This window comes from Sphingopyxis sp., assembly GCF_035998905.1.
GTDB lineage: Bacteria > Pseudomonadota > Alphaproteobacteria > Sphingomonadales > Sphingomonadaceae > Sphingopyxis.
Map to the genome: position 1 here is coordinate 193,917 of NZ_DASYHG010000030.1, position 24,226 is coordinate 218,142.

Annotated in this window: 26 protein-coding genes, 2 pseudogenes and 2 riboswitches; of the genes and pseudogenes, 7 read left to right on the forward strand and 21 right to left on the reverse strand. The window is 61.4% G+C overall.

Annotated features, from left to right (window positions below; genetic code table 11):
• Window positions 1-201: 201 nt before the first annotated feature.
• On the forward strand, window positions 202-1,440 hold the full coding sequence (locus VGN62_RS20410; RefSeq protein WP_327457403.1) for an SPOR domain-containing protein: 1,239 nt from the start codon (window positions 202-204) through the stop codon (window positions 1,438-1,440).
• A gap of 56 nt (window positions 1,441-1,496) precedes the next feature.
• Here VGN62_RS20410 and VGN62_RS20415 read toward each other — a convergent pair whose 3' ends face one another.
• Both VGN62_RS20415 and bla read right to left on the reverse strand, forming a co-directional pair.
• A complete protein-coding gene (locus VGN62_RS20415) occupies window positions 1,497-2,609 on the reverse strand; it encodes a TonB family protein (protein WP_327457405.1) in 1,113 nt (370 codons plus the stop codon).
• Between the two features lie 90 nt (window positions 2,610-2,699).
• A complete protein-coding gene (gene bla / locus VGN62_RS20420; RefSeq protein WP_327457407.1) occupies window positions 2,700-3,566 on the reverse strand; it encodes a subclass B3 metallo-beta-lactamase in 867 nt (288 codons plus the stop codon).
• A gap of 94 nt (window positions 3,567-3,660) precedes the next feature.
• On the opposite strand from bla, the gene VGN62_RS20425 reads away from it, so the two are divergent.
• Window positions 3,661-4,545, forward strand: coding sequence for a LysR family transcriptional regulator (locus VGN62_RS20425; RefSeq protein ID WP_327457409.1), 885 nt, complete (start codon window positions 3,661-3,663; stop codon window positions 4,543-4,545).
• A 214-nt stretch (window positions 4,546-4,759) separates the two neighbouring features.
• Here the strand turns inward: VGN62_RS20425 and VGN62_RS20430 are convergent, their stop codons facing one another.
• From VGN62_RS20430 to VGN62_RS20475, 10 genes and pseudogenes are all read right to left on the reverse strand, one after another.
• Window positions 4,760-6,319 carry a fatty acid--CoA ligase gene (locus VGN62_RS20430; protein WP_327457411.1) on the reverse strand — a complete coding sequence of 520 codons (1,560 nt, stop codon included), beginning with the start codon at window positions 6,317-6,319 and terminating at the stop codon, window positions 4,760-4,762.
• Between the two features lie 101 nt (window positions 6,320-6,420).
• Window positions 6,421-6,711: pseudogene (locus VGN62_RS20435) on the reverse strand (DUF938 domain-containing protein); the annotation flags it as partial.
• Window positions 6,712-6,935: 224 nt separating this feature from the next.
• On the reverse strand, window positions 6,936-8,237 hold the full coding sequence (locus VGN62_RS20440; protein WP_327457413.1) for a hypothetical protein: 1,302 nt from the start codon (window positions 8,235-8,237) through the stop codon (window positions 6,936-6,938).
• A 51-nt stretch (window positions 8,238-8,288) separates the two neighbouring features.
• Window positions 8,289-9,461 (reverse strand): tyrosine-type recombinase/integrase, encoded by a 1,173-nt coding sequence (locus tag VGN62_RS20445; protein WP_327457415.1) that lies wholly within the window; start codon window positions 9,459-9,461, stop codon window positions 8,289-8,291.
• A gap of 263 nt (window positions 9,462-9,724) precedes the next feature.
• Entirely contained in the window at window positions 9,725-11,140 is a 1,416-nt protein-coding gene (locus tag VGN62_RS20450) for a VapE domain-containing protein (RefSeq protein ID WP_327457417.1), read from the reverse strand.
• A 440-nt stretch (window positions 11,141-11,580) separates the two neighbouring features.
• The gene (locus VGN62_RS20455; protein ID WP_327457419.1) at window positions 11,581-12,111 is read right to left on the reverse strand and encodes a hypothetical protein; all 531 of its coding nucleotides are present in this window, start codon (window positions 12,109-12,111) and stop codon (window positions 11,581-11,583) included.
• Window positions 12,050-12,418 carry a hypothetical protein gene (locus VGN62_RS20460; protein ID WP_327457421.1) on the reverse strand — a complete coding sequence of 123 codons (369 nt, stop codon included), beginning with the start codon at window positions 12,416-12,418 and terminating at the stop codon, window positions 12,050-12,052. The genes VGN62_RS20455 and VGN62_RS20460 overlap by 62 nt, the downstream gene beginning before the upstream one ends.
• 103 nt (window positions 12,419-12,521) lie before the next feature.
• A complete protein-coding gene (locus tag VGN62_RS20465; protein WP_327457423.1) occupies window positions 12,522-12,881 on the reverse strand; it encodes a hypothetical protein in 360 nt (119 codons plus the stop codon).
• Window positions 12,882-12,891: 10 nt separating this feature from the next.
• Window positions 12,892-13,521 (reverse strand): DUF4230 domain-containing protein, encoded by a 630-nt coding sequence (locus tag VGN62_RS20470; RefSeq protein ID WP_327457425.1) that lies wholly within the window; start codon window positions 13,519-13,521, stop codon window positions 12,892-12,894.
• Entirely contained in the window at window positions 13,518-14,108 is a 591-nt protein-coding gene (locus VGN62_RS20475) for a DUF4352 domain-containing protein (RefSeq protein WP_327457427.1), read from the reverse strand. The genes VGN62_RS20470 and VGN62_RS20475 overlap by 4 nt, the downstream gene beginning before the upstream one ends.
• A gap of 175 nt (window positions 14,109-14,283) precedes the next feature.
• Here VGN62_RS20475 and VGN62_RS20480 point away from each other — a divergent pair, with 175 nt between their 5' ends.
• From VGN62_RS20480 to VGN62_RS20500, 5 genes are all read left to right on the forward strand, one after another.
• Window positions 14,284-14,457 (forward strand): helix-turn-helix transcriptional regulator, encoded by a 174-nt coding sequence (locus VGN62_RS20480; protein ID WP_327457429.1) that lies wholly within the window; start codon window positions 14,284-14,286, stop codon window positions 14,455-14,457.
• Window positions 14,458-14,542: 85 nt separating this feature from the next.
• Window positions 14,543-14,809 (forward strand): hypothetical protein, encoded by a 267-nt coding sequence (locus tag VGN62_RS20485; protein WP_327457431.1) that lies wholly within the window; start codon window positions 14,543-14,545, stop codon window positions 14,807-14,809.
• Between the two features lie 43 nt (window positions 14,810-14,852).
• Window positions 14,853-15,062: a helix-turn-helix transcriptional regulator gene (locus tag VGN62_RS20490; RefSeq protein ID WP_327457433.1), complete on the forward strand. Its 210-nt coding sequence runs from the start codon at window positions 14,853-14,855 to the stop codon at window positions 15,060-15,062.
• Between the two features lie 151 nt (window positions 15,063-15,213).
• Window positions 15,214-16,383, forward strand: a complete 1,170-nt coding sequence (locus VGN62_RS20495; protein ID WP_327457435.1) for a DUF262 domain-containing protein — start codon at window positions 15,214-15,216, stop codon at window positions 16,381-16,383.
• Window positions 16,380-17,009: an MAE_28990/MAE_18760 family HEPN-like nuclease gene (locus tag VGN62_RS20500; protein ID WP_327457437.1), complete on the forward strand. Its 630-nt coding sequence runs from the start codon at window positions 16,380-16,382 to the stop codon at window positions 17,007-17,009. Before VGN62_RS20495 ends, VGN62_RS20500 begins: the two co-directional genes overlap by 4 nt.
• Window positions 17,010-17,042: 33 nt before the next feature.
• Here VGN62_RS20500 and VGN62_RS20505 read toward each other — a convergent pair.
• The 9 genes and pseudogenes from VGN62_RS20505 to gcvT all read right to left on the reverse strand — a co-directional run.
• Window positions 17,043-17,168, reverse strand: a pseudogene (locus VGN62_RS20505) (S-adenosylmethionine:tRNA ribosyltransferase-isomerase); the annotation flags it as partial.
• A 34-nt stretch (window positions 17,169-17,202) separates the two neighbouring features.
• The gene (locus VGN62_RS20510) at window positions 17,203-17,820 is read right to left on the reverse strand and encodes a DUF938 domain-containing protein (RefSeq protein WP_327457764.1); all 618 of its coding nucleotides are present in this window, start codon (window positions 17,818-17,820) and stop codon (window positions 17,203-17,205) included.
• A gap of 14 nt (window positions 17,821-17,834) precedes the next feature.
• A complete protein-coding gene (locus VGN62_RS20515; protein ID WP_327457439.1) occupies window positions 17,835-18,284 on the reverse strand; it encodes an ABA4-like family protein in 450 nt (149 codons plus the stop codon).
• A gap of 19 nt (window positions 18,285-18,303) precedes the next feature.
• Complete coding sequence (locus VGN62_RS20520) at window positions 18,304-18,651, reverse strand: hypothetical protein (protein WP_327457441.1); 348 nt, start codon at window positions 18,649-18,651, stop codon at window positions 18,304-18,306.
• Entirely contained in the window at window positions 18,651-20,159 is a 1,509-nt protein-coding gene (gene gcvPB / locus VGN62_RS20525; RefSeq protein ID WP_327457766.1) for an aminomethyl-transferring glycine dehydrogenase subunit GcvPB, read from the reverse strand. The genes VGN62_RS20520 and gcvPB overlap by 1 nt, the downstream gene beginning before the upstream one ends.
• A gap of 32 nt (window positions 20,160-20,191) precedes the next feature.
• Window positions 20,192-21,550, reverse strand: coding sequence for an aminomethyl-transferring glycine dehydrogenase subunit GcvPA (gene gcvPA, locus VGN62_RS20530; RefSeq protein WP_327457443.1), 1,359 nt, complete (start codon window positions 21,548-21,550; stop codon window positions 20,192-20,194).
• Window positions 21,551-21,553: 3 nt separating this feature from the next.
• Window positions 21,554-22,369, reverse strand: coding sequence for a glycosyltransferase (locus VGN62_RS20535; protein ID WP_327457445.1), 816 nt, complete (start codon window positions 22,367-22,369; stop codon window positions 21,554-21,556).
• Window positions 22,370-22,408: 39 nt separating this feature from the next.
• Window positions 22,409-22,780, reverse strand: a complete 372-nt coding sequence (gene gcvH, locus VGN62_RS20540; RefSeq protein WP_327457447.1) for a glycine cleavage system protein GcvH — start codon at window positions 22,778-22,780, stop codon at window positions 22,409-22,411.
• Window positions 22,781-22,783: 3 nt separating this feature from the next.
• Window positions 22,784-23,920 (reverse strand): glycine cleavage system aminomethyltransferase GcvT, encoded by a 1,137-nt coding sequence (gene gcvT / locus VGN62_RS20545; protein WP_327457449.1) that lies wholly within the window; start codon window positions 23,918-23,920, stop codon window positions 22,784-22,786.
• 54 nt (window positions 23,921-23,974) lie between these two features.
• Window positions 23,975-24,082, reverse strand: a riboswitch (glycine riboswitch).
• Window positions 24,083-24,184, reverse strand: a riboswitch (glycine riboswitch).
• Between the last annotated feature and the right edge of the window lie 42 nt (window positions 24,185-24,226).

A 24,226-nucleotide genomic window follows, 5' to 3' on the forward strand; every position in this document is an offset into this window, starting at 1 on the left:
AAATTGGGTTAACGATGATAAAAAGAGAGTGAACGACTCCCTCGCACTTATGGTAAACAGCGGCCTAATATGGACTTGTCCCAAAACGGATCAGGTTCGCGGCGCCCGCTTTTGTCGCTAACGCGGTGTTAGCCAATTGGCGCTATGAAGCATCCGGGGACTGCGGCCGCCATGGCGCGGCGCAAGTCATTGGAGAATAAGATGCGTTCATTCCGCACCATCGCCCTGCTGGCGTCGCCGCTGATCGCGGTATCGACGCTCGCGGCGCCGGCCCATGCCGACGTCAAGGAAGGCGTCGATGCCTGGCAGGCAGGCAATTACCAGGCTGCGGTCGCCGAGTGGCGTCCGCTCGCGCTCGCGGGCGATGCCGATGCACAGTTCAACCTCGGCCAGGCGTACAAGCTGGGTCGCGGCGTCCCCGCCGACATGGCACAGGCCGAAGCATGGTATCGCCGCGCCGCGAAACAGGGTCATTTGCAGGCGGAGGATAATCTCGGCCTCGTGCTCTTCACCGCGAACCGCCGCGAAGAAGCGATGCCCTTCATCCTCGCTTCGGCGTCGCGCGGCGAACCGCGCGCGCAATATGTTCTCGGCACCGCGCACTTCAACGGCGATCTGGCGGCGAAAGACTGGCCGCGCGCTTATGCGCTGACCAAGCGCGCAAGCGACGCAGGGCTCGGCATCGCCTCGGCGCGCCTTGCGCAGCTCGACAATCTGATCCCGCTCGACCAGCGCCAGCGCGGGCTTGCGATGATCCCCGAAATCGAAAAGGGCGAACAGCGCGCGCGCCTCGCCGCGGTGAACGCCGCGGCGCCGCCCGCTGCCGCCAAGCCCGCCTCGGCCTCCCCCGTGAAGGTCGCGAGCCTGCCCGCTTCGGCGCCCGGCACCAGCTACACACCGCCGCCGGTGATCGATACCCCGCCCGTAGCGAAGCCCGCGCCCGAACCGGTCCGCAGCGTCGCGGTGCCGTCGTCTCCCGCCGCGAGCGCCGCAGCCGCGGCGGCCGCCGAAGCGACCGCCGACGCCGTCGCCGCGACCGGCCAGCCCGGCACGACCTATGCCGCGCCGCCCGAAAGCGGCAAGCTCCCCCCGAAGCCCAAGCCAGCGAAGCCCGCGCCCAAGCCCGCCGAACCCAAAGCCGCACCCGCAAAGGCGACCGCCGTTGCGGCGGCGACGCCGGCACCGGTTCGCGTCCACAGCGGCACCGCAAGCCCTTGGCGCGCGCAGCTCGGCGCCTTTGGCGTCGAGGCGAACGCCCGCAACCTCTGGGCTACGCTCGAAAAGAAAAACGCCGCCTTTGCCGGTCGCCAGCCCTATCTGGTCAAGAGCGGCAAGCTCACGCGCCTTCAGGCCGGCGGCTTTGCGAACAAGGGCGAAGCCGAGAGCTTCTGCGCCGCCGTGAGCAAGAGCGGACAGGCCTGCCTGGTGGTCGCGGACTGATGATCCGCCCCATCGAGACGCCTTAGGGTAACCCGCCTGGCCGTCCCTGACGGGTGTCAGAAAATCTCGACCCCACCTGGCTCTTCGATCATTGCGGGGGCGGTGCGGCGCCCCATCGCGAAACGAACCGTCTCGACGCAGCCCGTCGCGCCCTGCGGCGATGGCGCGGCGCTGGCATTCTGTACGATCGTCTGCGCTGCATAGCCGAAGTCGGCGGCGGGCTGCGCCGCCACGACCTTGATATTGCCGACGCCGCCCCAGGGCGCGATGTCATAAGTGACGATCGCCCAACCCTCGATCGAGCGGCGCCGCCATGGTTCGGGAAATTGCGTTGCGAGCGGCCGGTTCCAGCGCGTCTTTGCGGGGCAATTGCTGCCCGCGGGGCGCGCACTTTCTTCGGCGGGGGCCGGCGGCGCGGCGAGTATTTCGGGCGCCTTCCAGTAAGGATAACGGCAACCCGTCCGCACCCCGCCCGTGAAACGCGAATCGCCGACCGCCCTGCGCGCCGCCGCGTCGAGCGCCTTGTTGCCGGTGCCGAACAGCGTCTTCATCCCAACCGGGGCGCCCTTGGCGTCGGTGTCATAGGCGACGAGCGACCAGTCCCTGACCCCCGGCGTGCCGGGCAGCTTGTCGAAATCCGGGAACGCGCGCAGCAGAGGTTGCGGATACGGCGCGGCGGTGCAATCCCCCCCGGCCTTGATCCGGTCCCATCCCTCCTTCGGCAGCCGTCCAGAGGTCGGGGTGATCGAATAGGACACCAGATCCTCGATTGGGGCGTCGCCGAGCGGCACAGCGTGCGCGACATAGGCGATGCGGCAATTCTTGCGTGCGCCCGCCGCGAAACGGCTTGCAGCGAGCGCCGGAGCGGCATCGCCGGAAAAGCCTGTCGACGCCCCGTTATCGCGCGCGATCGACAGCGGCCGTCCCGCAGCATCGATCTCGAACGTAAAGGAAATCGACGGCGCCTTGACCGGCACCCCAAAGCCCAGTTCGCCCAGCGGGCGGCGCAGCATGACATGGCCGACCTGCGCGCCGTCGCACTGCACCTCACCCGGCATCCAACCCAGCAGCGTGCGGGTCGGCTGTCCGTCTGGGGCAAATCGCGGCGGCGGCATCGAGACATCCATGCCCATCGCCAAAAGGCCAAGGAAAACGCCTGTTTTCAGCATCTGCAAGCCCCCGTCGCCGCGTCTGGAACCGGGGCGATCCTAGCGCGATTGCGGGGGCTTACAAGGTTGAAAAGGCGCCGATAATGATGGCTACTTCGCGCCGCCCTTCTCGTCGGCCAGCCGTTTCGCGAGCAATTTGCGCGACCGGTCGGCATAGGCGCGGCAGGCGCCGGGCGTATCGTTGTAGCGGCCGGGGCCCGCATTGTCGGGATGCGCCGAGATCAGCACGTCGCAGGGCATGGCGTCCATCTTGCGATAGCTCGCCGCGAACCCCTCGACGATCGGCGCGCTCGCCGGCGCGGTGTAGCGATAATCGTCCCCCGACACGGGGTTGAGGCTCGACGCGAAAACGATCGCCTTGCACGTCTTTCCCTCGCACGCCTGCCAACGCCAGCTCATGCTGCCCATCGTATGCCCCGGCGTCGCGACCGCAGTGATCGCGACCTTGCCCAGCTTCAGCACCTCGCCGTCCTTTACCACGCGCAGCCGCGTCACCGCAGGCCAGCTCCCGCCAAAGGCGAGCTGCGGATCGTCCTTCGCCAGCGCGCCGGCGCGCAGCCCCTCGGCACCGCGCGCGCTCGCCACGACGGTCGCGCCGGTATCGCGCGCCAGTGCGGCAAGCCCGCCGCCATGGTCGTAATGCGGCTCGGTGCTCAGAATAAATTTGATGTCTTTGGGGTCGAAACCGAGCTTGCGGACATTGGCGAGGATCGCGGGTGCGGCCTGCGGCAACGTGCCGTCGACGAGCACCAGCCCGGCGCCCGTGTCGATCAGCGCGACGCTCAACCCGCCGAACCCGACGAGATAGCTCGTCCCGAAAATCTTCTCCGGCGGCTGCGGCGCAAGCCACTCTTTCGCGCGCTCGACCGCCATCGGCCGCGTCAGCGGGTCGTCCGTCGGAACCGGGGTCCCGCTCACCGCGGCGAGCCATGCGAACAGGCTGATTACTTCGATCATATTTGTCTCCCTTCACCGCCGGAATGCCAAGGCACGCGCGCCGCGACAAAGGATCATTTCTCGACAAAGCCATGAGAATAATTGATGGTAAAGCATGGACCGCGCCCAGCTCCCCTTGAACGCCCTGCGCGCATTCGAGGCCGCGGCGCGCCACCTCAATTTCACGCGCGCTGCGATCGAGCTGTGCGTCAGCCAGGGCGCGGTCAGCCATCAGGTCGCGCAGCTCGAACGCCGGCTCGGCACGCGCCTGTTCCACCGCCTGCCGCGCGGGCTCGCACTCACCGACGAGGGGCATGCGCTCGTCCCAGTGGTCGCCGACGCGTTCGACCGCGTCGCCGCGACGCTCGACCAATATGCCGATGGCCGCTTTCGCGAGGCGCTCAAGGTCGGCGTCGTCGGCACCTTCGCAACCGGCTGGCTGCTCCCGCGCCTCGATCGCTTCGCGCGCGTGCACCCCGCGATCGACCTCAGAATCTCGACGAACAACAACCGCGTCGACCTCGCCGGCGAGGCGCTCGATTATGCGATCCGTTTCGGCGACGGCGCGTGGCACGGCACGCACGCCGAGCCGCTGCTCGCCGCGCCGATGACGCCGGTTTGCGCGCCCGCGATCGCGGCGCGGCTCAAGACGCCTGCCGATCTGGTCCACGAGCGCCTGCTGCGCTCGTACCGCGCCGACGAATGGACGCTATGGTTCGGCGCTGCCGGGGTGCCCGCGCCGGTGCTGCGCGGCCCGGTATTCGACAGTTCGGCGTTGATGGCTTCGGCCGCGGCGGCTGGCCTCGGCGTCGCGCTTGCGCCGCCTTCGATGTTTGCGCGCGAGCTCGCGGCCGAAACGCTCGTCCAGCCCTTTGCGATCACGATCGACGCGGGCCGCTATTGGCTCACCCGCCTGATGTCGCGCGGCGAGAGCGACGCGATGCAGCGGTTCCGCGATTGGCTCGTTACCGAAATCGAGGGCGATACACTGCCGGGCTGAGACCGCGCGCGCCGGTTTCCGCGCAACAAAAAAGGGCTCCACCATGTGATGGAGCCCCCCCATGTTCCTCGCGCATGGCAACGCCAACGAGGAAAACGCATCGGCCTTTCAGGGGTGTAGGTCGCGCGAAAGGCCGGATGTGGGGTGATTTTATGCCGCGCCGGATGGGTTGGCTTTCACATTCTCACGGTCCGGCGGCCGGTCGAAGCCCCCGTCAGTTCACCATCCGCTCATAGCCTTCCCAATAAGGGGCGCGCAGGTCCTTGCGCAAAATCTTGCCGCTGGCGTTGCGCGGCAGCGCGTCGATCACGTCGATGCTGCGCGGGCATTTGAACGGCGCGATACGCTCGCGCGCCCAGGCGATGATATCGGATTCCTCGACCGTCGTGCCGGGCTTCGCGACGACGACCGCCTTCACCGTCTCACCCCATTTCTGGTCGGGGATGCCGATCACCGCGACTTCCTGCACCGCCGGATGGCCGAAGATCGCGCTTTCGACCTCGGCCGGATAGACATTCTCGCCGCCGGTGATGATCATGTCCTTCATCCGGTCATGGATGAACAAATAGCCGTCGGCGTCGAGATAGCCCGCGTCGCCCGTGCGGATCCAGCCGTCGTCGGTCATCGTCTTCGCCGTCGCGTCGGGCAGGTTCCAATAGCCGAGCATATTGTTCGACGAGCGCGTCACGACCTCGCCCACCTCGCCCGTCGCGACGGATTGGCCGTCGGGTCCGAGGATGACGATTTCGACCCCGGGGAGCGCCTTGCCCGCCGAACGCATCCGCGCATTGCCTTCGGGATCATGATCCTCGGGCGGCAGCATCGAGATGGTTCCCGTCGTTTCGGTCATCCCATAGGCCTGGATGAACTGCGCGCCGAAAACCTTGATGCACTGACGCAGCAGTTCGAGCGGGATCGGCGCGGCGCCGTAGAGGATATATTTGAGGCGGCTGTAATCGACGCTGGCGCAGCGCGGATGCATCAGCAGCATCTGGAGCGCCGCGGGGACCATGAAGAAGCGCGTCACCCCATGCTGCTCGACCGCGTCGAACACCCCGTCGGGATTGAATTCGGCAAGCACCACGCCCGGAAGCCCCGCAGCGAGTGCCATGATACCGAGCCCGGTGCCGCCGATATGCGCGCACGGCATTGCCACGAGTACGGCCTCGTCATCCTCCCATTTGGTATAGGGCAGATCGAGCGTGTTCGAATGCTTCCGGAGCGCGAACAGATTCTGGTTCGACAGCACCGCGCCCTTGGGATTCCCGGTCGTGCCCGAGGTATAGAGCTGGAGCACCGCGTCATTCACCCCCGAGGGTTCGAAGGACACACGGTCGGCGCCGTCGATCATCGCCCATGCGTCGGCCGCGCCGACGATCGCCGGGTTATGCTTCAGTTTGCCGGAAAGCTGATCCGCCAGCCCCTCGAACCCCGGTCCGGCAAAGACGATCTTCGCCTCTGTATCGTTGACGATGAAGGCCCATTCGGACGGCGACAGGCGCCAGCCGATCGGCGCCATCACGATGCCGGCGCGTGCGGCGCCATAGAAAAGGGTGAAATAAAGATCGCTGTTCTTGCCGACCCACGCGATCCGGTCGCCCTTCTTCAGCCCCGCCGCGATCAGCGCCGATGCCGCGCGCGCGGTGCGGTCGTCGAGTTCGGCGTAGCTGTAGACGCGCCCTTCTTCGCGCAGCCCGACACGGTCGGGGCGCTCGCCCGCCCAATGCGTCAGGAATTCGTCGAACGTAAACAGCTCCGAAACATCGCGGCCCATCGGCACTCTCTCCTCGAATCGCGTCTTTTGCGCGCAATTGGGGGAAAGCTAGCGACTGTACCCGCGAGGTAAAGCGGCGATCGTCGATCCTGTCAGGTCCGTCAGGTGCGGCGGAACAGCAGCATCAAATTGTTCGCGGGCATCGCGCGGCGCTCCGCAAAGGCGAATCCCACCTCGGCGGCGACGCGCTTGACGGCATCGGTGTCGCGCAGCCCCCACGCCGGATCGCGCGCGCGCAGGCTGGCGTCGAAGGCCAGGTTGCTTGCCGCCGTGGGCACATCGGGTTCGATATACGGGCCATAGAGGATCAGGGGCGCGCCCGCGGCGAGCAACCGCGCCGCGCCGGCGAACAAGCCCAGCGTCGCCTGCCACGGGCTGATATGGACCAGATGAGGCAGTCGTTTCGATATTCTGAGGAAACCCAAGGCACTCGCCCTGCTTTTGCGGTCCGGCCGGAATAGAACCCAGCGCCTACCCACCCTGTCCTGACTTCCAGATTGGTCGTTTCGATGTGGATACGCCTTGGCAAAGTCGGTTCAAAAATCGCGCCCACCGTCCGCCCAAACACCCTGAATCAGGTGGCTCTGACGAAGCGGCGGAACGGCGGCGTGCAGGATTATTGCTCTGGACAGCCATCGAGTTCTGCACCCGGCGACGTTCCAAGGCTGATCATCGAAACTCGGTCCCCCGATATCCTGAAAAGGAGTTTCACCCCTTGAGAGGCAAGGGTGACGTAATCAGTCTGACCATCATTCTCGCGAGCGGCGCGCGCCGAGGGATATGCTTTGAGCACTTCCTTTAGCGAACTCCCAATTCGAATGCCTTTTTCGGTTGAGATTTGGGGCGCATATATCGACCGGCCATGTGTCAGGCTTATACTGTCAATGCGACGATCAGAATCCAAGGTCGCCGACAAGCCGTCAGGCCATTGATGACCATCAACCGCACACCAGAACTCATTCTCAGGGTCGATTGGATCCAAACCCATCGGCTGCTGCAGGGATATGAAACTTGCCCCCACGCGGAGCAGGCCCCAACCGATATTACCTAATTTCGAGCAGTCATTTACGCCACAACCACGCGGCGCAAACTGTGCCGACGCGTCAACCGACTGACCAACGTCAGACCGAAACCATGTGGCGAGCAGTCGATCATCCTCGTCTCGGATACTGCCGTCTTCGTCGGCGACAAGGGCCGCGCAATGGAGCTTGACCGGCATGGTGCTGCCATCTGCTGAGGCATAAGGATACTCGGGCGAAACGACATAGTAGAAGAATGGATGTTGTTTTTTGGCAATGGGCTCGATCACCTCCGGCGCAATCTTGAATGACAGTGACGGAAGGGTTTGGCCGTAAGATATCGCCCCGGTCGGCTTCATTTCATAACCGAACAAACGATTGCAAAATTTCCCATCTGAACAGTCGCGCGGCTGATTGAGGCTTTGGGGTCGCAGTGTCAGAGTTTCCGCATCTGCATCGTATGAAAAGTCGCTCCAAGCTGCGAATGAAACCACCGCGAACATTGGTGATCGGGCAGCAAAACTTGAAGACCTATTTCGTTCTGCGGCTTCATAATCGACGGTTCGCTGAAACACGCCTTTGCCCTTGGGCCGCTCTGCAGCCATTAACTCCTGAAATTCGTCCGGCCAGATTTCCCCCAGCGCCGAGTTTGTCGCGAGCTCTTCGCAAGGGTGCTTGACCGATGCCAATGCGTCAGCAGTCGAGGCCAAGGCGCTGATCATTGCAAAAATAAGTAGGCTAACTTTCACGAGACTGCCCCCAACGATTCCCCATGTCGCAAACAGACGGTTATGCGGTAAGCTGCCGATGATCCACGTAAAAGTGACGGTGTAGGCCACATCATATGCGTTTGCCCGCTGGCGCCAGAACGTGGCTTCTGCCGAGTTGGCTACCTCCAACCGTCCGCCCAGACCCCCGGATCAACGGGCCTGGACGAAACGGCGGAACGGTCAGACTGCGGATTTCGCCCAGTCGATCCCGGTGGCGGCAGCACCGGCATCAACAGCGACGAGCAAGCTTTCCTGACTGAGATGCGAATATCGCTGGCTCGTGGTCACGCGAGCGTGCCCGAGGATTTGCCCAACGACGTACAAGGATTGCCCGTTCGACACCATGTTGCTCGCGGCGGTATGCCGGAGATCGTGGACGCGAACATCGGGCAAACCGGCTTCGATCCGGGCCTTGTTCCATACATAGAAGATGTCCTTGTAAGGTTTCTTCGTTTGTGGGTTCGGCACCACGAAGGGACAGTCATCCCAGCGAGGCACTTGTGCCAGTAAGTCCAAAACGGACTGCGACAAGGGTACATGCCGCGCCTTTCCCGACTTGCTGTGCGGAATGCGCCAACGCCGTTGATCGAGATCGAAATGCTCCCAACGCGCATCAAGCAACTCCCGCTTTCGCGCGCCGGTCAGCAACAACAGCGGGATGATGAAACGGAGCTGCTTATTTGGGCTGGCTTCGATCGCTGCCTTTACTCGTTCCGTTTCCGCCGCCGTCAGGTAACGCTCGCGCGCATTGTCGACCCTGAAATGCGGAATCGCGCCCAAGGGGTTCACTTCGGCGCCGGGCACGTTCCATTGTCGAGCCAGCTTGAACATATAGCCCAGCACGACATGAAGGAAGTTGACCGAAGCAGGCGAAAGCCCCTCTTCGACCTTCTTGCCAAACCACGCTGCGATCGCTTCGGGTTCCAGTTCATCCAGCCGCATCTTGCCGAAACGGGGCAGGATGTGAAGGCGTAGCGCCCGCGCGTCATTGTCGTGGCTGCGTTTGTAGGTCCGGACATAATCGAGATAGCGGACTGACAGTTCGGCAACGGTCGGCACCGATCGTTTCGCCTGCTTGTCTTCCAACGGGCTTTCGCCGACCACAACACGCGAACGAAGCTTCAACGCTTCGCGCTTCGCCTTTTCGTAGCTGATGTCGGGATAGGGTCCGATCCGAATTTGGCGGAGGCGGCCGTAGGTGTCTTTGTATCGAAGGTGGAACGATTTGCCGCCATTGGCCCTGACTTCGAGGATGAAGCCGGAAAGCTTGTCCGAGTAATAATCCACCTTGCGTTTGCCGGGCGGGCAACTCGCGGTGAGGACGAACGTGGCGTCCATTGAAACAACAGGCATGCGAATTTCCTTTCTGGATGATCGATAGATTGAGGTCGCCCGACGGGGGCGAATGTCGATAAGGGTTGGGGTAGCCGGACGGCCGGATCGGCGCTGTGGCATGGAGAAAAGCGGCCGGACGATTATGCCCCTCCCTGCCCGCCTCCCCCTACGCGACCGTGGTGCCGGACCAGCGCTGCCGGTGGTGGGGGGTGGGGTAGCAACCGGGGCAACTTTCGGTCGAAGCCCCGGTCACTGGCACCAGCGTTCAGTTCGATTGAATTTCAATCAAACTTGCTTTTGCCTTGTGGAAGCGGGACGGTGCTTGCCTCCGACCGTTTGTCGTCATCATGCACAGAACCTACCTTCAGAAGCGGCACGCGCCATTTGTTGCTGCCCCTGATGCGCTTTGGTTCACCAAATAATTCGCGCAGCAACTGGGCACACTCCTTGACCTGCGCGTTGCTGGGATTGGATATTTCGACATATTTTAGCAGTTCGGTCGGAGTAAACGCCGGGGAACCAGAGGGATCTTTCACTTCATGGTCGATGTGCGATAGGACTAAATCCCTGACCACGCTTGACGCCATGTGCTGACGGTTGATCGCATCGAGCTGTTCTTCGGCGGAAGAGTTTAACCACCACACTTCCCCCGATTCCAATGCCTGAGCCATCTGTGCAAAGACCTGTTGCATGTCGATGCCGTGGGCATAGTTGATCGACGCGACACGGATGGTCCACCAGCGCCGATTACCAGTTCCATCGACAAGAAAGGTGTCGTCATTCACCGTCGCGATGAAGACGGTCCGTCGAGGATAGGTGCTATCCTGCTTTGCATAGGGCTGGCGCACCTTGTCGATATCGTTGGTCAGGATCCCTTTCAGACGTTCGACATCTCTCCGAAAGGTTGACCCGAGTTCACCAATCTCGACCAGCCAGTGACGGATAGCGGTCAGAATGGAATCCTTGCTGCCGCCGTCTAGATGGTGGTCAAGCTTCACCAAAGAGTCAGCGAGAGCGGGTTCAGGCACCAACGATTTGAGCCAACTGGTTTTGCCGATCCCCTGCGCACCTTGAAGGGTTAGGACGCCACGGGTCTTGAAGCCTGATTTCAGAAGTGCTGCTGCAGTCGCGCTCAGCAGCCATTTGCGCATCAGAAGATTGCGGAAGCTCTTGTCGTATCCCTCCTCGACCTGAAGCGTTTCGAAAAAATCAGGCAGCCGGTTGACGCCATCCCACGGCTTGCTTCGAATCCAGTCTTCGGCAGGGTTGAAGGGATTTTCGTCAGCAATCACTACAAGGAAAGCGCCGACATGCGTTGTGGACATGCCGTGAGCCGCGACCAAGCTGACAATTTTGGCCTCGGTCACGTTGAGCGCATTGTCTATCGTCCCGGTGTGATCAGGATGGACGATCTCAACGTCTTTCTTGATGACATTATATCGAACCGTAATCCCGTACTTCGTCAGCACATGACGAAGATTGCCCACGGTCAATGGGGGAACATTTCCGTGAGCGGGTTGATCGGGCAAGGACCGTGTGTCGATCTTGTTGGTCCCGGCAGGACGCTTAAGATGCGTGGATGCGAGATGGGCCGCGCGCGCCATTTGTATGGGCGTCGGTTTCTTTCTGTCTGCTTCGCTCGGCGCGGGTCGCTGACCGTCATTAAGTCGTGGAGAAGCTTTACGAATTGAATCCATTGGTAAATCCTAGAATTGAAAGATTCACCTGATCGGTGCGAACGAATGACGCGATCCGGGTTCAGGCGAGTACGCAATCAGTCCAGGCACAATCCTGCTCTGATGCAGGATTGTGGGCATCGAGAAGGAGGGAATCCGGCGAGAGCGCGCGAAATCCAGCCCGCAGCGCGGACTAATCTGGCAAAGCCAAGATTGAAGGGATTTGGAGCTGACACGACGAGTCACACATTTCTTCCGTCAGTTGAAGGACTGATGATGCCGGGTCCGCGATGCGGTCAGGAAGAATGTGTAGTTATCGAAGCTTCGTTGTGACGATTCCGGCAACCGGCACGAAGCAGAGTGGCCATATGGAGGCGAGCAGCGGCAGTTCAAGGGGTTGCGAACTTTGTCCCTGAAACTACCCCGCCCGCCCATTCAGCGAGAACCGCCGAGAAGTTACCTCACCTGCTACCCCCACCCCCCACCCGGCGGCAGAGCTGCACAAGGTCGATCCATCCGGTGTCCTCACGATCCTCAAGGAACAGCAAGAACGCGAAGCCCGAATTGCCGACACAATAAATCAATTCGAACCAGCCACCGTGATTGTGTAGCCAATCCCAATAGGGTTCGAACCCCGGCTGGCCGAAGCGAACGCCCTCCCGCTCCAGCGGCGAGAAAAGGACTTCGGCTTTCAGCGCGACTTCTGTGTCGCCCGGACACAGGACGACAATGTGCGTGTAGTCTTCGAGGCCGTCGTCAACGACCTGATCGATCCTTTGCTGGAGTAGCATTTTGATATCATGGCGGAGCGGCAATGTCAGCGCATTGTCCATTGAAGCTCGGTCGGGAAGTGAAAGCATGATGTTTTCCAGACAAAAAAAATAGCGCCCCGAAGGACGCCGTTTGCGGTTGATGCTCTTGACGCAGGTGTCAGGCGTGGTCGCGAACCAGCCCGAGCAGGGTTTGGTCGATGTCAGATCGATCCGGGACAAAAAGGACAATGCCGAAGCCGTCGTCGCTGAGGATCATCACCGCCTCGAACCAAGCTCCGTGACGCGCGACATACTCGAAGTTGGCGGTGAAGCCGGGGTCGCCGTAATTGCTGCCGTCCACGAGATTTGCGGCGAGTGGAACCCCCACCACCCCCTCGATGGCGGCGAGCGTGTCGAGCGGTTCCGCGACAACGAAATGGGCCAGTTCGCCAAGATCATAGCCGTCGCAGTCAAGAAGCTGATCGCGCCTGAGCGCCAACAGCCGTTTCAAATCGGCGTCGATCGGTGACGCCAATGCGTGGGCCATGTCGGCCGTACTTCGGATAGAAATCATGATGGGCTCTCCAAATAGAAAAAAGGCCCCCGGAATTTCTTCCGGAGGCCCTTTGGGTTGAGGTTTTGGCTGTTATTCAGCCGCTGTAGGCAAGATCGATGCAGGGTTGAATGCGCCGCAGGATTTTCTCTCGGCCCCAGAACGTAATCTTCGTGTTCTCGGTACCGTCCAGTTGAGCAGCGGCGCTAACACCGCCGACGCCGCCACCACCGTCCCACACGAACAACGTGCGCTGGGGGCGATCGGGTTGACGATAGACGTGTGGCATGATGGGAGCATCGACCTCGATCATGCACCGCTCAAGATCGTACATATTCTTGTTCGTCTGGGTCGAAAACACCGGCTGCGTTTTCATCAACCCGGCAACGTCGGCAGCTATTGCAGGGACGGCAATTGTCGCAGCTATGATCGCCGCGACGACGTAGTTTCTTCTCATAAGCTTCCTTTCAAAATGTCGCGGCCACCCTCACGTCGGGCAGACCGGCGATACGCAGCGGGATGGCGAAGTAGTTTTCGACGTTGGTCCGGGCCTGCCGCTTTGCTGCGTCGAGCAGTCCCGGTTGTTGCGCCTGCGCCACCATCGCGCGGCGGGCATTCGCGTAGTTCGCTTTCCTGAGCGCCTCGACCTGCTCATCGCTAAAGGTCAGCACGCCGCCGTTGATCGTGGTCGCGTTCTCCGGCTGGAAGGCGATGTCGCCCAACGTCACCTTCGGCAGTTTCACCGTCACCAGCTTGGCCTTTTCGTTGTAGCTGACGTCGGCGAGGCTGAGGTTGGACAGATCGAGGTAATAGCTGACGACGGCCGGAACGCTGAGTTCCTGCTCGCCTCCGAACAACCAAAGGACGGTGCGCCCGGCCTGTACCTTGGCCGTGCCCTTGTAGCTGAAAACAAGCAGCTTGCTCTCCTCGCGCAGGCTTTCGACCGTCGTGGCGAGAACCTTCTTGGTGTCGAGGGTGAACAGGCCGGTATGTTTGACCTCGCTGTCGACCGGCTGTTTCGTCGCGACGCCATAGCCTACGCCGAGCGCAGCGACATGCGTTGCGGCCAGCAGGCCGATGGTGCGATGCCCCGTCATTTGAGAGCGAACATCAAGGGAGCCGGGGCTTTTGAATCCAGTGGCCAGCGCGCGATCTTTTCGATCGTGGCGTCGGTAGTTGTGTCCAGAGGAACCTTGACCCGCCACGTCGCCTTATCAAATGATGCCTTTCCAAGCCGCCATACCGCTGTTTTCTTGTACGTGACGTTGGGATTCAGCGTGCCCGTATCGTCGTTGTTTTTTATCGCCTCCAACATTTCTGCTTCTCCATCCTCCGCATATTCCTGAGAATTGCCGTCGATGAGCTTGATGTCCGGCTGGTTCCCCCGATCGACGGGCGCCGAACCGACGTTCTTGATGGTGTAGCGAACCACGACAAACGTCTCATCGGGACTAAGCGTTGGTCCCATTCCATAGACACCGACCTTCGACTGCGTTTCGACCGATTTGATCGTGATTTCGAGATCGTTTCCCTTTGCCGACTTACCGATTGCCACTGTCGGCAGATCGCGTTCCGTAGGGGTTTCGGCAACGGCGTTCGATGCGGTGTCATCGCCGCCACCGCAGGCGGCAAGCCCAAGGGTCAGCAAAAACGCCAAGGCGGCGCGATTCAGTTGTGCAATCATTTTTCTCTCCTTTGGTGATGCCCGAACATGGGCAAGTTGAGGCCATCACCGACGGTTCAGATTACCGACGCTGTTGGCCAAGACTAGCAAAAATGAGATTCATCGTCCGTGGTCCAATCAGCAACATTCTGGCCCACCCTGAAGGATGGATGTCCGGCAAAGATTGGCTGTGAATATGAAGCGACTGCGCAAGGAGCGTGGCTGGTCGCAAGAGGCACTCGCCGACGAGGCGGGGCTCGATCGGACTTACATTAGTGGCATTGAGCGTGTGGTGAAGAATCCGACGATCGCTGTCGTTGAGCGGGTCGCAACGGCGCTCAGTTGCAGTTTAGGTGACCTGTTGGATTAACATTGGGGTTACAATGTTGCCGCTGTTAAGCGTCCGCCATCGCACAATCGAACAACCGCTGCATAATACCATTCGGAGAGTTTCAATGCCGCTGACTGATGATCAGGTCGCCCTTTTGCAGGCGTTTATCGACGATAAACCTGCCGGAATATACGACGCATGGGATTTAATTCCTGAAGAATATCACGAATATTTTGCAAGCCCGACCGCACACGGTGAAGCCTTTAAGAGGGCCGTTGACGGCAACTTGTTCAAATCCGTCGCATGGGTAGGCATGGGTAAGAATTCGAAGCACCAAAGATACTCGCTTCACGGAGCCGCCGTTCCAGACGATGAAAAGCTGCTTCGTTAAATTGACTACGCCAAACGGATGGTTTTTCCGTCCACATCGGCCCATGGACGTGGTTCAGCTTTTCGGCGTCAATGTCCGGCACCACCGCAAGCTCAAGGGCATGACCCAGGAGGAATTAGCGGCGGCGGCGGAAATGGAACGCAGCTATGTCAGCGACCTCGAAAGAGGCACGCGGAACCCGTCTGTGGCTGCGCTCGGTAGGATCGCAGAAGCGCTTGAGATTGAACCTTACGTCCTGCTTATGAAGGCTTAGCGGGACCTTACGCCCAATCTATATAAGATGGCACTTTCCTCGCAGCACATGCGGACTTCCGAATATGCCACCCCGCCGCCCGTGGCGGCCGGAGCTATACAATTGGCTCACAACGATCTACGTCCGAACCGAAAAATTTGTGGAGAAACCCATGTCGTTAGAACAAGAGATTGATAAGGCTGCCAGACAGGTTTCCACAGACGCCTTCAGCCTCACTATCGGCGAGTTAGCAAATCTTTATCGTGATGGCGACGTCAAGATTGACCCAGACTTTCAGCGTCTTTTTCGTTGGGATATCGCTCGAAAGAGCCGCCTGATCGAGTCGATATTGGTGCGCATCCCTTTGCCCTCAATTTTCGTTTTCGAACTTCCAAATAGTAAGTGGGAGGTCATCGACGGCCTACAACGATTATCGACGATCCTTGAATTCATGGGGGAATTGAAGGACCCCGACAGCGACGATGCCAACGTGCCTTTCGCCCTCATCGGAACTCAATATCTCCCTTCCCTTCGGGGAGCTTTTTGGTCTGAAGAACTTAAGCAGAAGCGCTTGGAAATTGACGCGCTGAAAAAGAGCGCCAACGATGCCGATTTCGTAGACAACACCAATCTGTATCACGCTCTCGACGCCGATCTGCAGCGCGCGATTAAGCGCACAAAAATCGGTGTGCAACTTTTAGAAAAGAAAAGCGATCCGAAGAGCAAATTTGACCTGTTTCAAAGACTGAACAGCGGCGGGCTGTCAGCCAACGACCAAGAGCTAAGAAACTGCGCCATAGTAATGGTCAATAAGAGTTTCTTCGATAGGATGAAATCGTTCGCTGAGAGTGAAGAGTTTTCGCAACTAATCCCCTTGGGGCCAACATCAATAAGAAAGTCTAATCATCTCGATAACTTAAGCAAAATTATTGCATTCTCGTTTATAGATTACAAAATTGGAACGGATATCGAAGAATTTGTCACAAATGCAATGGTAGATATTGCTTCGAAGAGCCAAGGAGACATCGATCAGATTTTTGATAAAATCCAAGATGGCATGAAAATACTGATCGACTCCTGCGGTTACAACGCCCTGCGCCCGTACCGAGATGGAGAATTTTCTGGCAGGATTGGACGAACGTCAATCGAGATAATCTTGGTCGGGATATTGCGATGCCTTGATAATATAAAATCGAAGCCGGACCCTTCATCTTTCGTCAAATCTCAAATTATAGAGTTCTGGCAATCTGACGAATCCAAGAAGTTCTCCGCAGCCGGGATTGCTGGTACGGACCGCGTGCAATTCACAATTCCCCGAGGCATCGCATTGTTTTCGGCGTGACACCTGAGACCTTACTTGCTTCGCGGCTACAGGAGGATAAAACTTGGAGAATCAGGGAGCTATCTGAGCTTGTAAGGGCTTGCCAAGATGCAAGTGGGACGCGGCAAGAGGCGCTGCTTCGCGCCGCAATCCCCGTGCTGTATGCCCACTGGGAAGGATACTTTGTTGTCGCAGCAAATTCGTATCTAGGGTTTGTTTCAGAAAAACGCGTCAATGTATCCCTGCTAAAGGAAGAGTTTTGGGCGATATCAGTCCGAAAGAGATATAAGTCCAACCAGATTTCAGGTGAAAAGAATTTCGCTAGATTTTTGGTATCAATACGATCTGAGCCCGACAAAATTTTCAAACGGGGAAACTTTGATCGGATTAATGGCCAGTCTAATCTTAACTGTGAGGTCCTAGATTTCTGCCTCTCCTGTATCGCAATTGATGGCCGTCCTTTTGATGGATATAGGGAGTTTATCGATAAAGAGCTTGTGGATCGGCGCAACCACGTAGCTCATGGGGCTTCGCTCCGGTTCGAACCGGGCACAATCTCGGATTACCGCGATAAGGTCGTAGATTTACTCAGAATCGTGCACAACGAGATTGAAAACGCAGCGAACGCAGGTGCCTATTTGAAATAGGTCGAAAATCGCCTTGCGAAAATGCCTTTCGCATTATCCTTTCGGCAGCAACAGACTTGCGTCCCCATAGCTGTAGAAGCGGTAGCCTTCCTCAATTGCGTGCCTGTAAGCTGATTGCATAATTTCCAATCCCATCAGCGCACTAACCAACATGAACAATGCTGGAATCACCCAGCGATCGCCCACGCGGGCGTCACATACGCAGATACAGCAACATCAGATTGTTCGCGGGCATCTCCTGAATCTCCGCCAACGCGAAACCTTTGGCTTCAGCCAGTTCGGTCACATCTTCCAGCCAGCGGACACCCCATTCCGCATTCCGCGCCCGCAGACTGTCGTCAAAGGCCGAATTGCTGGGTGCAGTTGGGTGATCCTTGCGAAAGTAAGGTCCGTAAAGGATTAGCGGCGCGCCTTTCTGGAGAAGCTTTGCGCTTTGTGTGAAAAGCCCGACAGTGGCGGCCCATTGACTAATATGGACCATGTTGATGCAGAGAACCGCATCGACACGGTCGATGGGCCATTCGGGTGCCGACGCATCGAGCGCGCGGGGCGGCGCGATATTCGCAAGACCGGCTTCAGCGCGATATGCCGCGATCGAAATCAGGCCGGCAGGATCGGGATCGCTCGGTTGCCATTCCAGATGCGGAAAGGCGGCGGCGAAGTGGACGACATGCTCGCCCGATCCGCTCGCGACCTCCAGCACCGTGCCGGTTTCGGGTAGCCAGTCGGCCAGCACCGCGGCAATCGCGTCGCGGTTGCGCAAGGTCGCGGGGGCGTGGCGCTTGGCGGCGGGATCGCCGTCGCCCGGCATCCACGGCTGCGCGGTCACTTGCCCTTGGCCTGCGCCCGCGCGCGGCGTTCGCGCGCGATCAGCCAGGCGAAGAGTCCGACCGGGCCGACCATCAGGGTCAGGAACAGGAAGGGAAACTGGACGATCCGGCTGAACCCCTTCTGGTCAGCGTCGCGGGCGATCCACATGCCGGTGAACAGGTCGAACGCCAGATAATGGATCCACCCCATCGTCGCCCCGCCGGGGCTGTCGAACAGCTTCATCACCCCCTTCAGCGTCGTGAAATCCGCCCCGCTCGCGCCACCGGGATCGATGCCGCCGGTGACGAAGCCGATAATCAACACCGTATAGGCGAGGCAAAGCAGGAAGACGCCCGCATAAAGGATCGCCGCGAGGATTTTCGGGCTGCGCGGCAGGAAGGCGAGCGCGATCCAGCCAGCAAAGGCCCAGTAATTGGCCAACAGAAAGATCGTATCCCAGCTCATCGCATGCTCCCCCGCCCTGTCAGATCAATCCGCCGAGCCCGAACAGCACGACGCCTGCAAGCACGGCAATGGCGCCGGTGACGGTGATCAGCAAGGTCATTCGCGCCGCCGATGCACGCCGCGAGACTAACAGGGCGGTGGCAAGGCCAAGCCCGATCGCGAACAGCGGCGCCCAAAGGAACGCCCAGTCGTAGCTGAACTCGCGGCGGACCTCGATCATCTCCCATTGCTCGACGACGAGCCCATAAGCCGTGATCGCGATGAGCCAGCCGAGGATCGCGACGATCGCGAACAGCGCACCGGCCGCGACGCACCCGGCACCGGAGTGCGCTTCGGGGCGGTCGGGGCCGGGCGCCATGTCGGTCATCAGCCCTCCCAGGCGAGCACGGGCTTGCGCGCCGCCAGCGTCTCGTCGAGGCGTGCGCGGGGCGCGAAGTGCGGCGCGGTCTTGAGGGCCGGATCGCCGTTCTTCGCCCGCAGCGCGATACTGCGCAGAGCGCCGATGAACTGGTCGAGCACCGCCTTCGATTCGGTCTCGGTCGGCTCGACGAGCATCGCGCCATGGACGACGAGCGGGAAATAGACCGTCATCGGGTGATAGCCTTCGTCGATCAGCCCCTTGGCGATATCGAGCGTCGAGAAGCCTTCGGCGAGGCCTTTGTCGCTGAACAGCGCTTCGTGCATGCACGGGCCCGACTCGGCAAAAGGCGCGTCGAGCACGTCGGTCAGGCTGCGCAGCACATAGTTCGCGTTGAGCACCGCATCCTCTGCGACCTGCTTGAGGCCGTCGGCACCGTGGCTGAGGATATAGGTCAGCGCGCGCGTGAACATGCCCATCTGGCCGTGGAAGGCGGTCATGCGGCCGAAGGTCTGCGGATGATCCTCGCCCGCATTTTCTTCCTCGATCAGGCGGAAGCTGTCGCCCTGTTTCGTCACGAAGGGCAAGGGCGCGAAGGGGGTGAGCGCTTCGGACAGCACGACCGGACCCGAGCCGGGGCCGCCGCCCCCGTGCGGGGTCGAGAAGGTCTTGTGCAGGTTGATGTGCATCGCGTCGACGCCGAGGTCGCCGGGCCGCACGCGGCCGACGATCGCGTTGAAGTTCGCGCCGTCGCAATAGACATAACCGCCCGCGGCGTGGACCGCGTCCGAAATCGCCTTCATGTCGCGCTCGAACAGGCCGCAGGTGTTGGGATTGGTGATCATCACCCCCGCAACATCGGGGCCGAGCCGCGCTTTCAGCGCTTCGAGGTTGACGCGGCCTTCCTCGGTCGCCGGGATATCCTCGACCGTAAAGCCGGCGAAGGCCGCGGTCGCGGGGTTCGTGCCATGCGCACTTTCAGGGACGAGGATCACGCGGCGGTCTTCACCGCGCGCTTCAAGCGCCGCCTTGATGCACAGGATGCCGCAAAGCTCACCGTGCGCGCCCGCCTTCGGCGACATCGCAACGCTGTCCATGCCGGTGAGCGTGATCAGCCATTCGGCGAGTTCGTGGATCACCGCATAGGCCCCCTGCACCGTTTCCTGCGGCTGGAGCGGGTGGACATCGGCAAAGCCCGGCATCCGCGCGACCTTTTCATTGAGGCGCGGGTTGTGCTTCATCGTGCAGCTGCCGAGCGGGAACAGACCAAGGTCGATGGCATAATTCTGACGGCTGAGGCGCGTGTAATGGCGCACCGTTTCGGACTCGCTGAGTCCCGGCAGGCCGATCGGCGCGGTGCGCGCCAGGGCGCCGAAATCCGCAGCTGGTATGGTTTCATCGAAATCGACGCCGGTGGTCTCGCTGCCGCCGATTTCGAAGATCAGCGGCTCTTCGAGCATCAGTGCGCGGTTGCCGGTGAAGGTGACATTGTCGTCGGCGCCGCCGGCGACATTCATTTCGGGGCGCCAGCCGGCGCGGTTGAGCGCGGTCATGCCAGCACCTCCTTCAGGGCTGCGGCGAAGGCGGAAATATCCGCCTCGGTCACGGTTTCGGTCACGGCGACGACAAGGCCGTTTTCGAGGCCGGCATTGTCGGGGTACAGGCGGCCGAGCGAGACACCACCGAGGATATCCTTTTCTGCCAGCTTGTGGATCACCGGGCGCGCCGCGGTCGGCAGCAGCAGGGTGAATTCATTGAAGAAGCTGTTGTTGAGCACCGACACGCCGGGCAGCTTCGCCAGTTCGGCCGCCGCCGCCTTGGCGCGACCATGGTTGATCGCAGCGAGCTGGCGCAGCCCGGCTTCGCCGAGCAGTGTCATATGAATACTGAAGGCCAGCGCGCAAAGACCTGAATTGGTGCAGATATTGCTCGTCGCCTTTTCGCGGCGGATATGCTGTTCGCGCGTCGACAGCGTCAGCACGAAACCGCGCTTGCCGTTCGCGTCGACGGTTTCGCCGCACAGGCGTCCGGGCATCTGGCGCACATATTTGGTCTTGCACGCGAAAAGACCGACGTAGGGACCGCCGAACTGGAGCCCGACGCCGAGCGACTGCCCCTCGCCCACGACGATGTCGGCGCCCATCTCGCCGGGCGACTTGATGAGGCCGAGCGCGACGGGTTCGGTCACGACCGCGATCAGCAGCGCGCCCGCGGCCTGGCAGGCTTCGGCGAGCTTCGTCATATCGTCGATGCGGCCGAGGATATCGGGATATTGCACGACGACGCAGCTCGTTTCCTTGTCGATGCTGTCAGCGAGCGTGGCCCAATCGGTACCTGCCTCCAGCGTCGGATCGCCGTCGACGAGCACATCGCCGGTATATTTGGCCATCGTGCGCGCGACGCTGCGGTAATGCGGATGGAGGCCGGTCGAGAGCAACGCCTTCGCCCGCTTGGTGATGCGCCGCGCCATGACGATCGCTTCCCAGCACGCGGTCGAGCCGTCGTACATCGACGCGTTGGCAACGTCGGTGCCGAGCAGCCGCGCGACCTGCGACTGGAATTCGAACAGCATCTGGAGCGTGCCCTGCGCGATTTCGGGCTGGTACGGCGTGTAGGCGGTCAGGAATTCGCCGCGCTGGATCAGGTGATCGACGCTGGCGGGCACATGATGGCGATAGGCACCTGCACCAAGGAAAAAGGGACCTTCGCCCGCGGCGCGGCTGCGGCGCGCGAGTGCACCCATATGGCGTTCGACCGCGAGTTCGCTCGCATGGTTCGGCAAGCCGGCGATCGGGCCGTCGAGCCGCGCCTCGGCGGAGACATCGACGAACAGGTCGTCGATCGACGATGCGCCGATCGTCGCGAGCATCGCGGCGCGATCATCGGAAGTCAGGGGGAGATAACGCATGAACTACTCCGGAGAAGAAGCTGGATTTGAAGAAAAAAGCTGGACGGTGTCGGCGAGCGTGCCCGAAAAGACGGTCGGGCCCGCATGGGTCGTGCGGACCCAGGGGGCGAGCCATATCCGGAAGCCCGCGTCGCGGGCCCGGCGGCAAAAGGCATAGTCGTCCGAAAGCAGCGCCTGGCTTTCGGGTTCGATGAGCGGGCAGAAAAATGCGGGTTCGAGTTCGCCGACGCCATGCGCCTGCCGCTCGGCCGGGTCGGGCCGGAAAACCAGTTCGGGCAAGGCGGCGTGCATCCCTTCGAGCACATCGCGGCGGATCAGCATCATCGCCGTTCCGAGCCGCGACAGTTCGACAAGGTCGGTCATCCTGAAGCTTTGGTCGGGGTGCAGGAAATGCAGCGCGAATTCGCCCGCATAACGCGCAAGCTCGGCGGGGTTGTCCTTGGCCAGCCCCAGTTCCACCGCGCGCGCGACGTTCCGCCAATTGACCATCCGCCGCGGATAGGCCGCGCCAAGCACGCCTACCTCGCCATGCGCATCCATCGCGCGCACCATCGAAAAGACATCGTCGGCCGAGAAATCGATGTCCGCGTCGACGAACAGCATGTGTGTGCAGTCGCTGGCGAGAAACATCGCAGCGAGCATGTTGCGCGCGCGGGTGATCGACGGCTGGTAGAGGATGAATTCGAACCGCACCGCAACGCCCATCGCCTGCGCGCGCAGCGCAAGGTCGAGCGCCGCGCGGACATAGGTGCCCTGCGCGCCTTCATAAATGGGCGTCGCCACCATCAGGCGGCAATGGGTCAGCGCGGTATCGCTCATCTCATCCCTCCCCCTCCCGCCCGCGGGAGGGGCGATCGGTTACAGGGTGTCGCAGAAGACCTTGTAAGCGGCGGCGTCCATCAGGCCGTCGAGCTGGCTCTTGTCGGCCAGCGTCATGCGGAAGAACCAGCCTTCGCCCTCGGGGTCCGAATTGACGAGCGCGGGATCTTCCTCGAGCTGGCCATTGCCTTCGGTCACGGTGCCGTCGACGGGGGCGTAGACGTCGCTTGCCGCCTTCACCGATTCGACGACCGCGGCGTCGCCGCCCTTGCTGAGTTCGGCGCCGGTGTCGGGGACCTCGACGAAGACGATGTCGCCAAGCTGGCCCTGCGCGAAGTCGGTGATGCCGACCGTCGCGACGTCGCCGTCGACGTCGATCCACTCATGCTCTTCGGTAAAATAACGCGGCATCAGTCAACCTCCTGTTTTACGAACATAATTATGCGGAACGAAGGGCATGGCGGCGACGGTGCAAGGCACGCGCTTGCCGCGCACCTCGGCGGCGACCGCGGTGCCGGGCGCCGACAGGCCCGTCGGAACATAGCCCATCGCGATCGGCGCACCGACGCTCGGCGCAAAACCGCCCGACGTCACAACGCCGATCTCGTCTTCGCCGTCGAACAGCTTCGCGCCCTCGCGCACCGGCAGCTTACCGTCGACGAGCAGCCCGACGCGCTTTTGCGGCGGGCCGTCTTCGAGATGGCCGAGGATGCGTGCTGCGCCGGGGAAATTCTCTTCCGCGCGGCGGCGTTTGCTGATCGCAAAGCCGAGGTCGGCTTCGGCGGGATCGATCGCGGGGGTCAGGTCGTGGCCGTAGAGCGGCAGGCCCGCCTCGAGCCGCAGCGAATCGCGCGCGCCGAGCCCGATCGGCTTCACTTCCTCCATCGCGCAGAGCGCGTCGGCGAAGGCGGTCAGCGCTTCGTTGGGCAGCGAAATCTCGAAGCCGTCCTCGCCGGTGTAGCCCGAACGGCTGAGCGCGATCGCGTGCCCCTGCCACGTTGCACGGGCCGCCTGCATGAAGACGAGGGTCGCGGCCTCGGGCACCAGCCGCGCCAGCGCATCGACCGCCTTCGGCCCCTGCAGCGCGAGCAGGCCGTAATCCTCATTGTGGTTGAGCGTGATGTCGTCGGGCAGATTTTCGCGCAGATGCCCGATATCTTCCCATTTCACCGCGCCGTTGACGACGATGCCGTACTGGTCGCCCTCGTTGGTGATCATCAAATCGTCGAGGATGCCGCCGTCTTCGCCCAGCAGCAGCGAATAGCGCATCCGGCCGGGCTTGAGCGCCGAGATGTCGCCGGGGACAAGCGTTTCGAGCGCTTCGGCAACGCCGTCGCCCGACAGCGACAATTGCCCCATATGGCTGACGTCGAACAGGCCGGCGTTTTCGCGCGTCCACAGATGTTCGGCCATGATGCCTTCATACTGGATCGGCATCCAGTAACCGGCGAATTCGACCATCCGGCCACCCTTGGCGCGGTGCCAGGCGTCGAGCGGCAGCGTCGCGGTCTCGATGGCCGCTTCGTCGCCTGTGAATTCCGTGTCGGTCATGCCAGTCTCCCGCGGTTGCACGGCGTATGCGCGGCCCATCGCCGCGCCCTTCGCCATGCCCCCTCTGTCACGGGAACCTGAGAGTTTTCCTCCATCAAAAGACGGAGTTACCCCTTCGGTGGTTCCGGCGAAACGACCGGAACGCTTTCCAGAGTGTCCGTTCCAGCCTGCGCGGTCCGTTTGACCTGAGAGTTTCCGGGGCGGTTGCTCCTTCGGTGGTGAGGCGCCGGTTGCCCTGCCCTCACGCTCTCCCGCGCGGCCGGTCGAATCTCTTGAGGGAGACCCGACAGACGCTGCGAGCCTTGG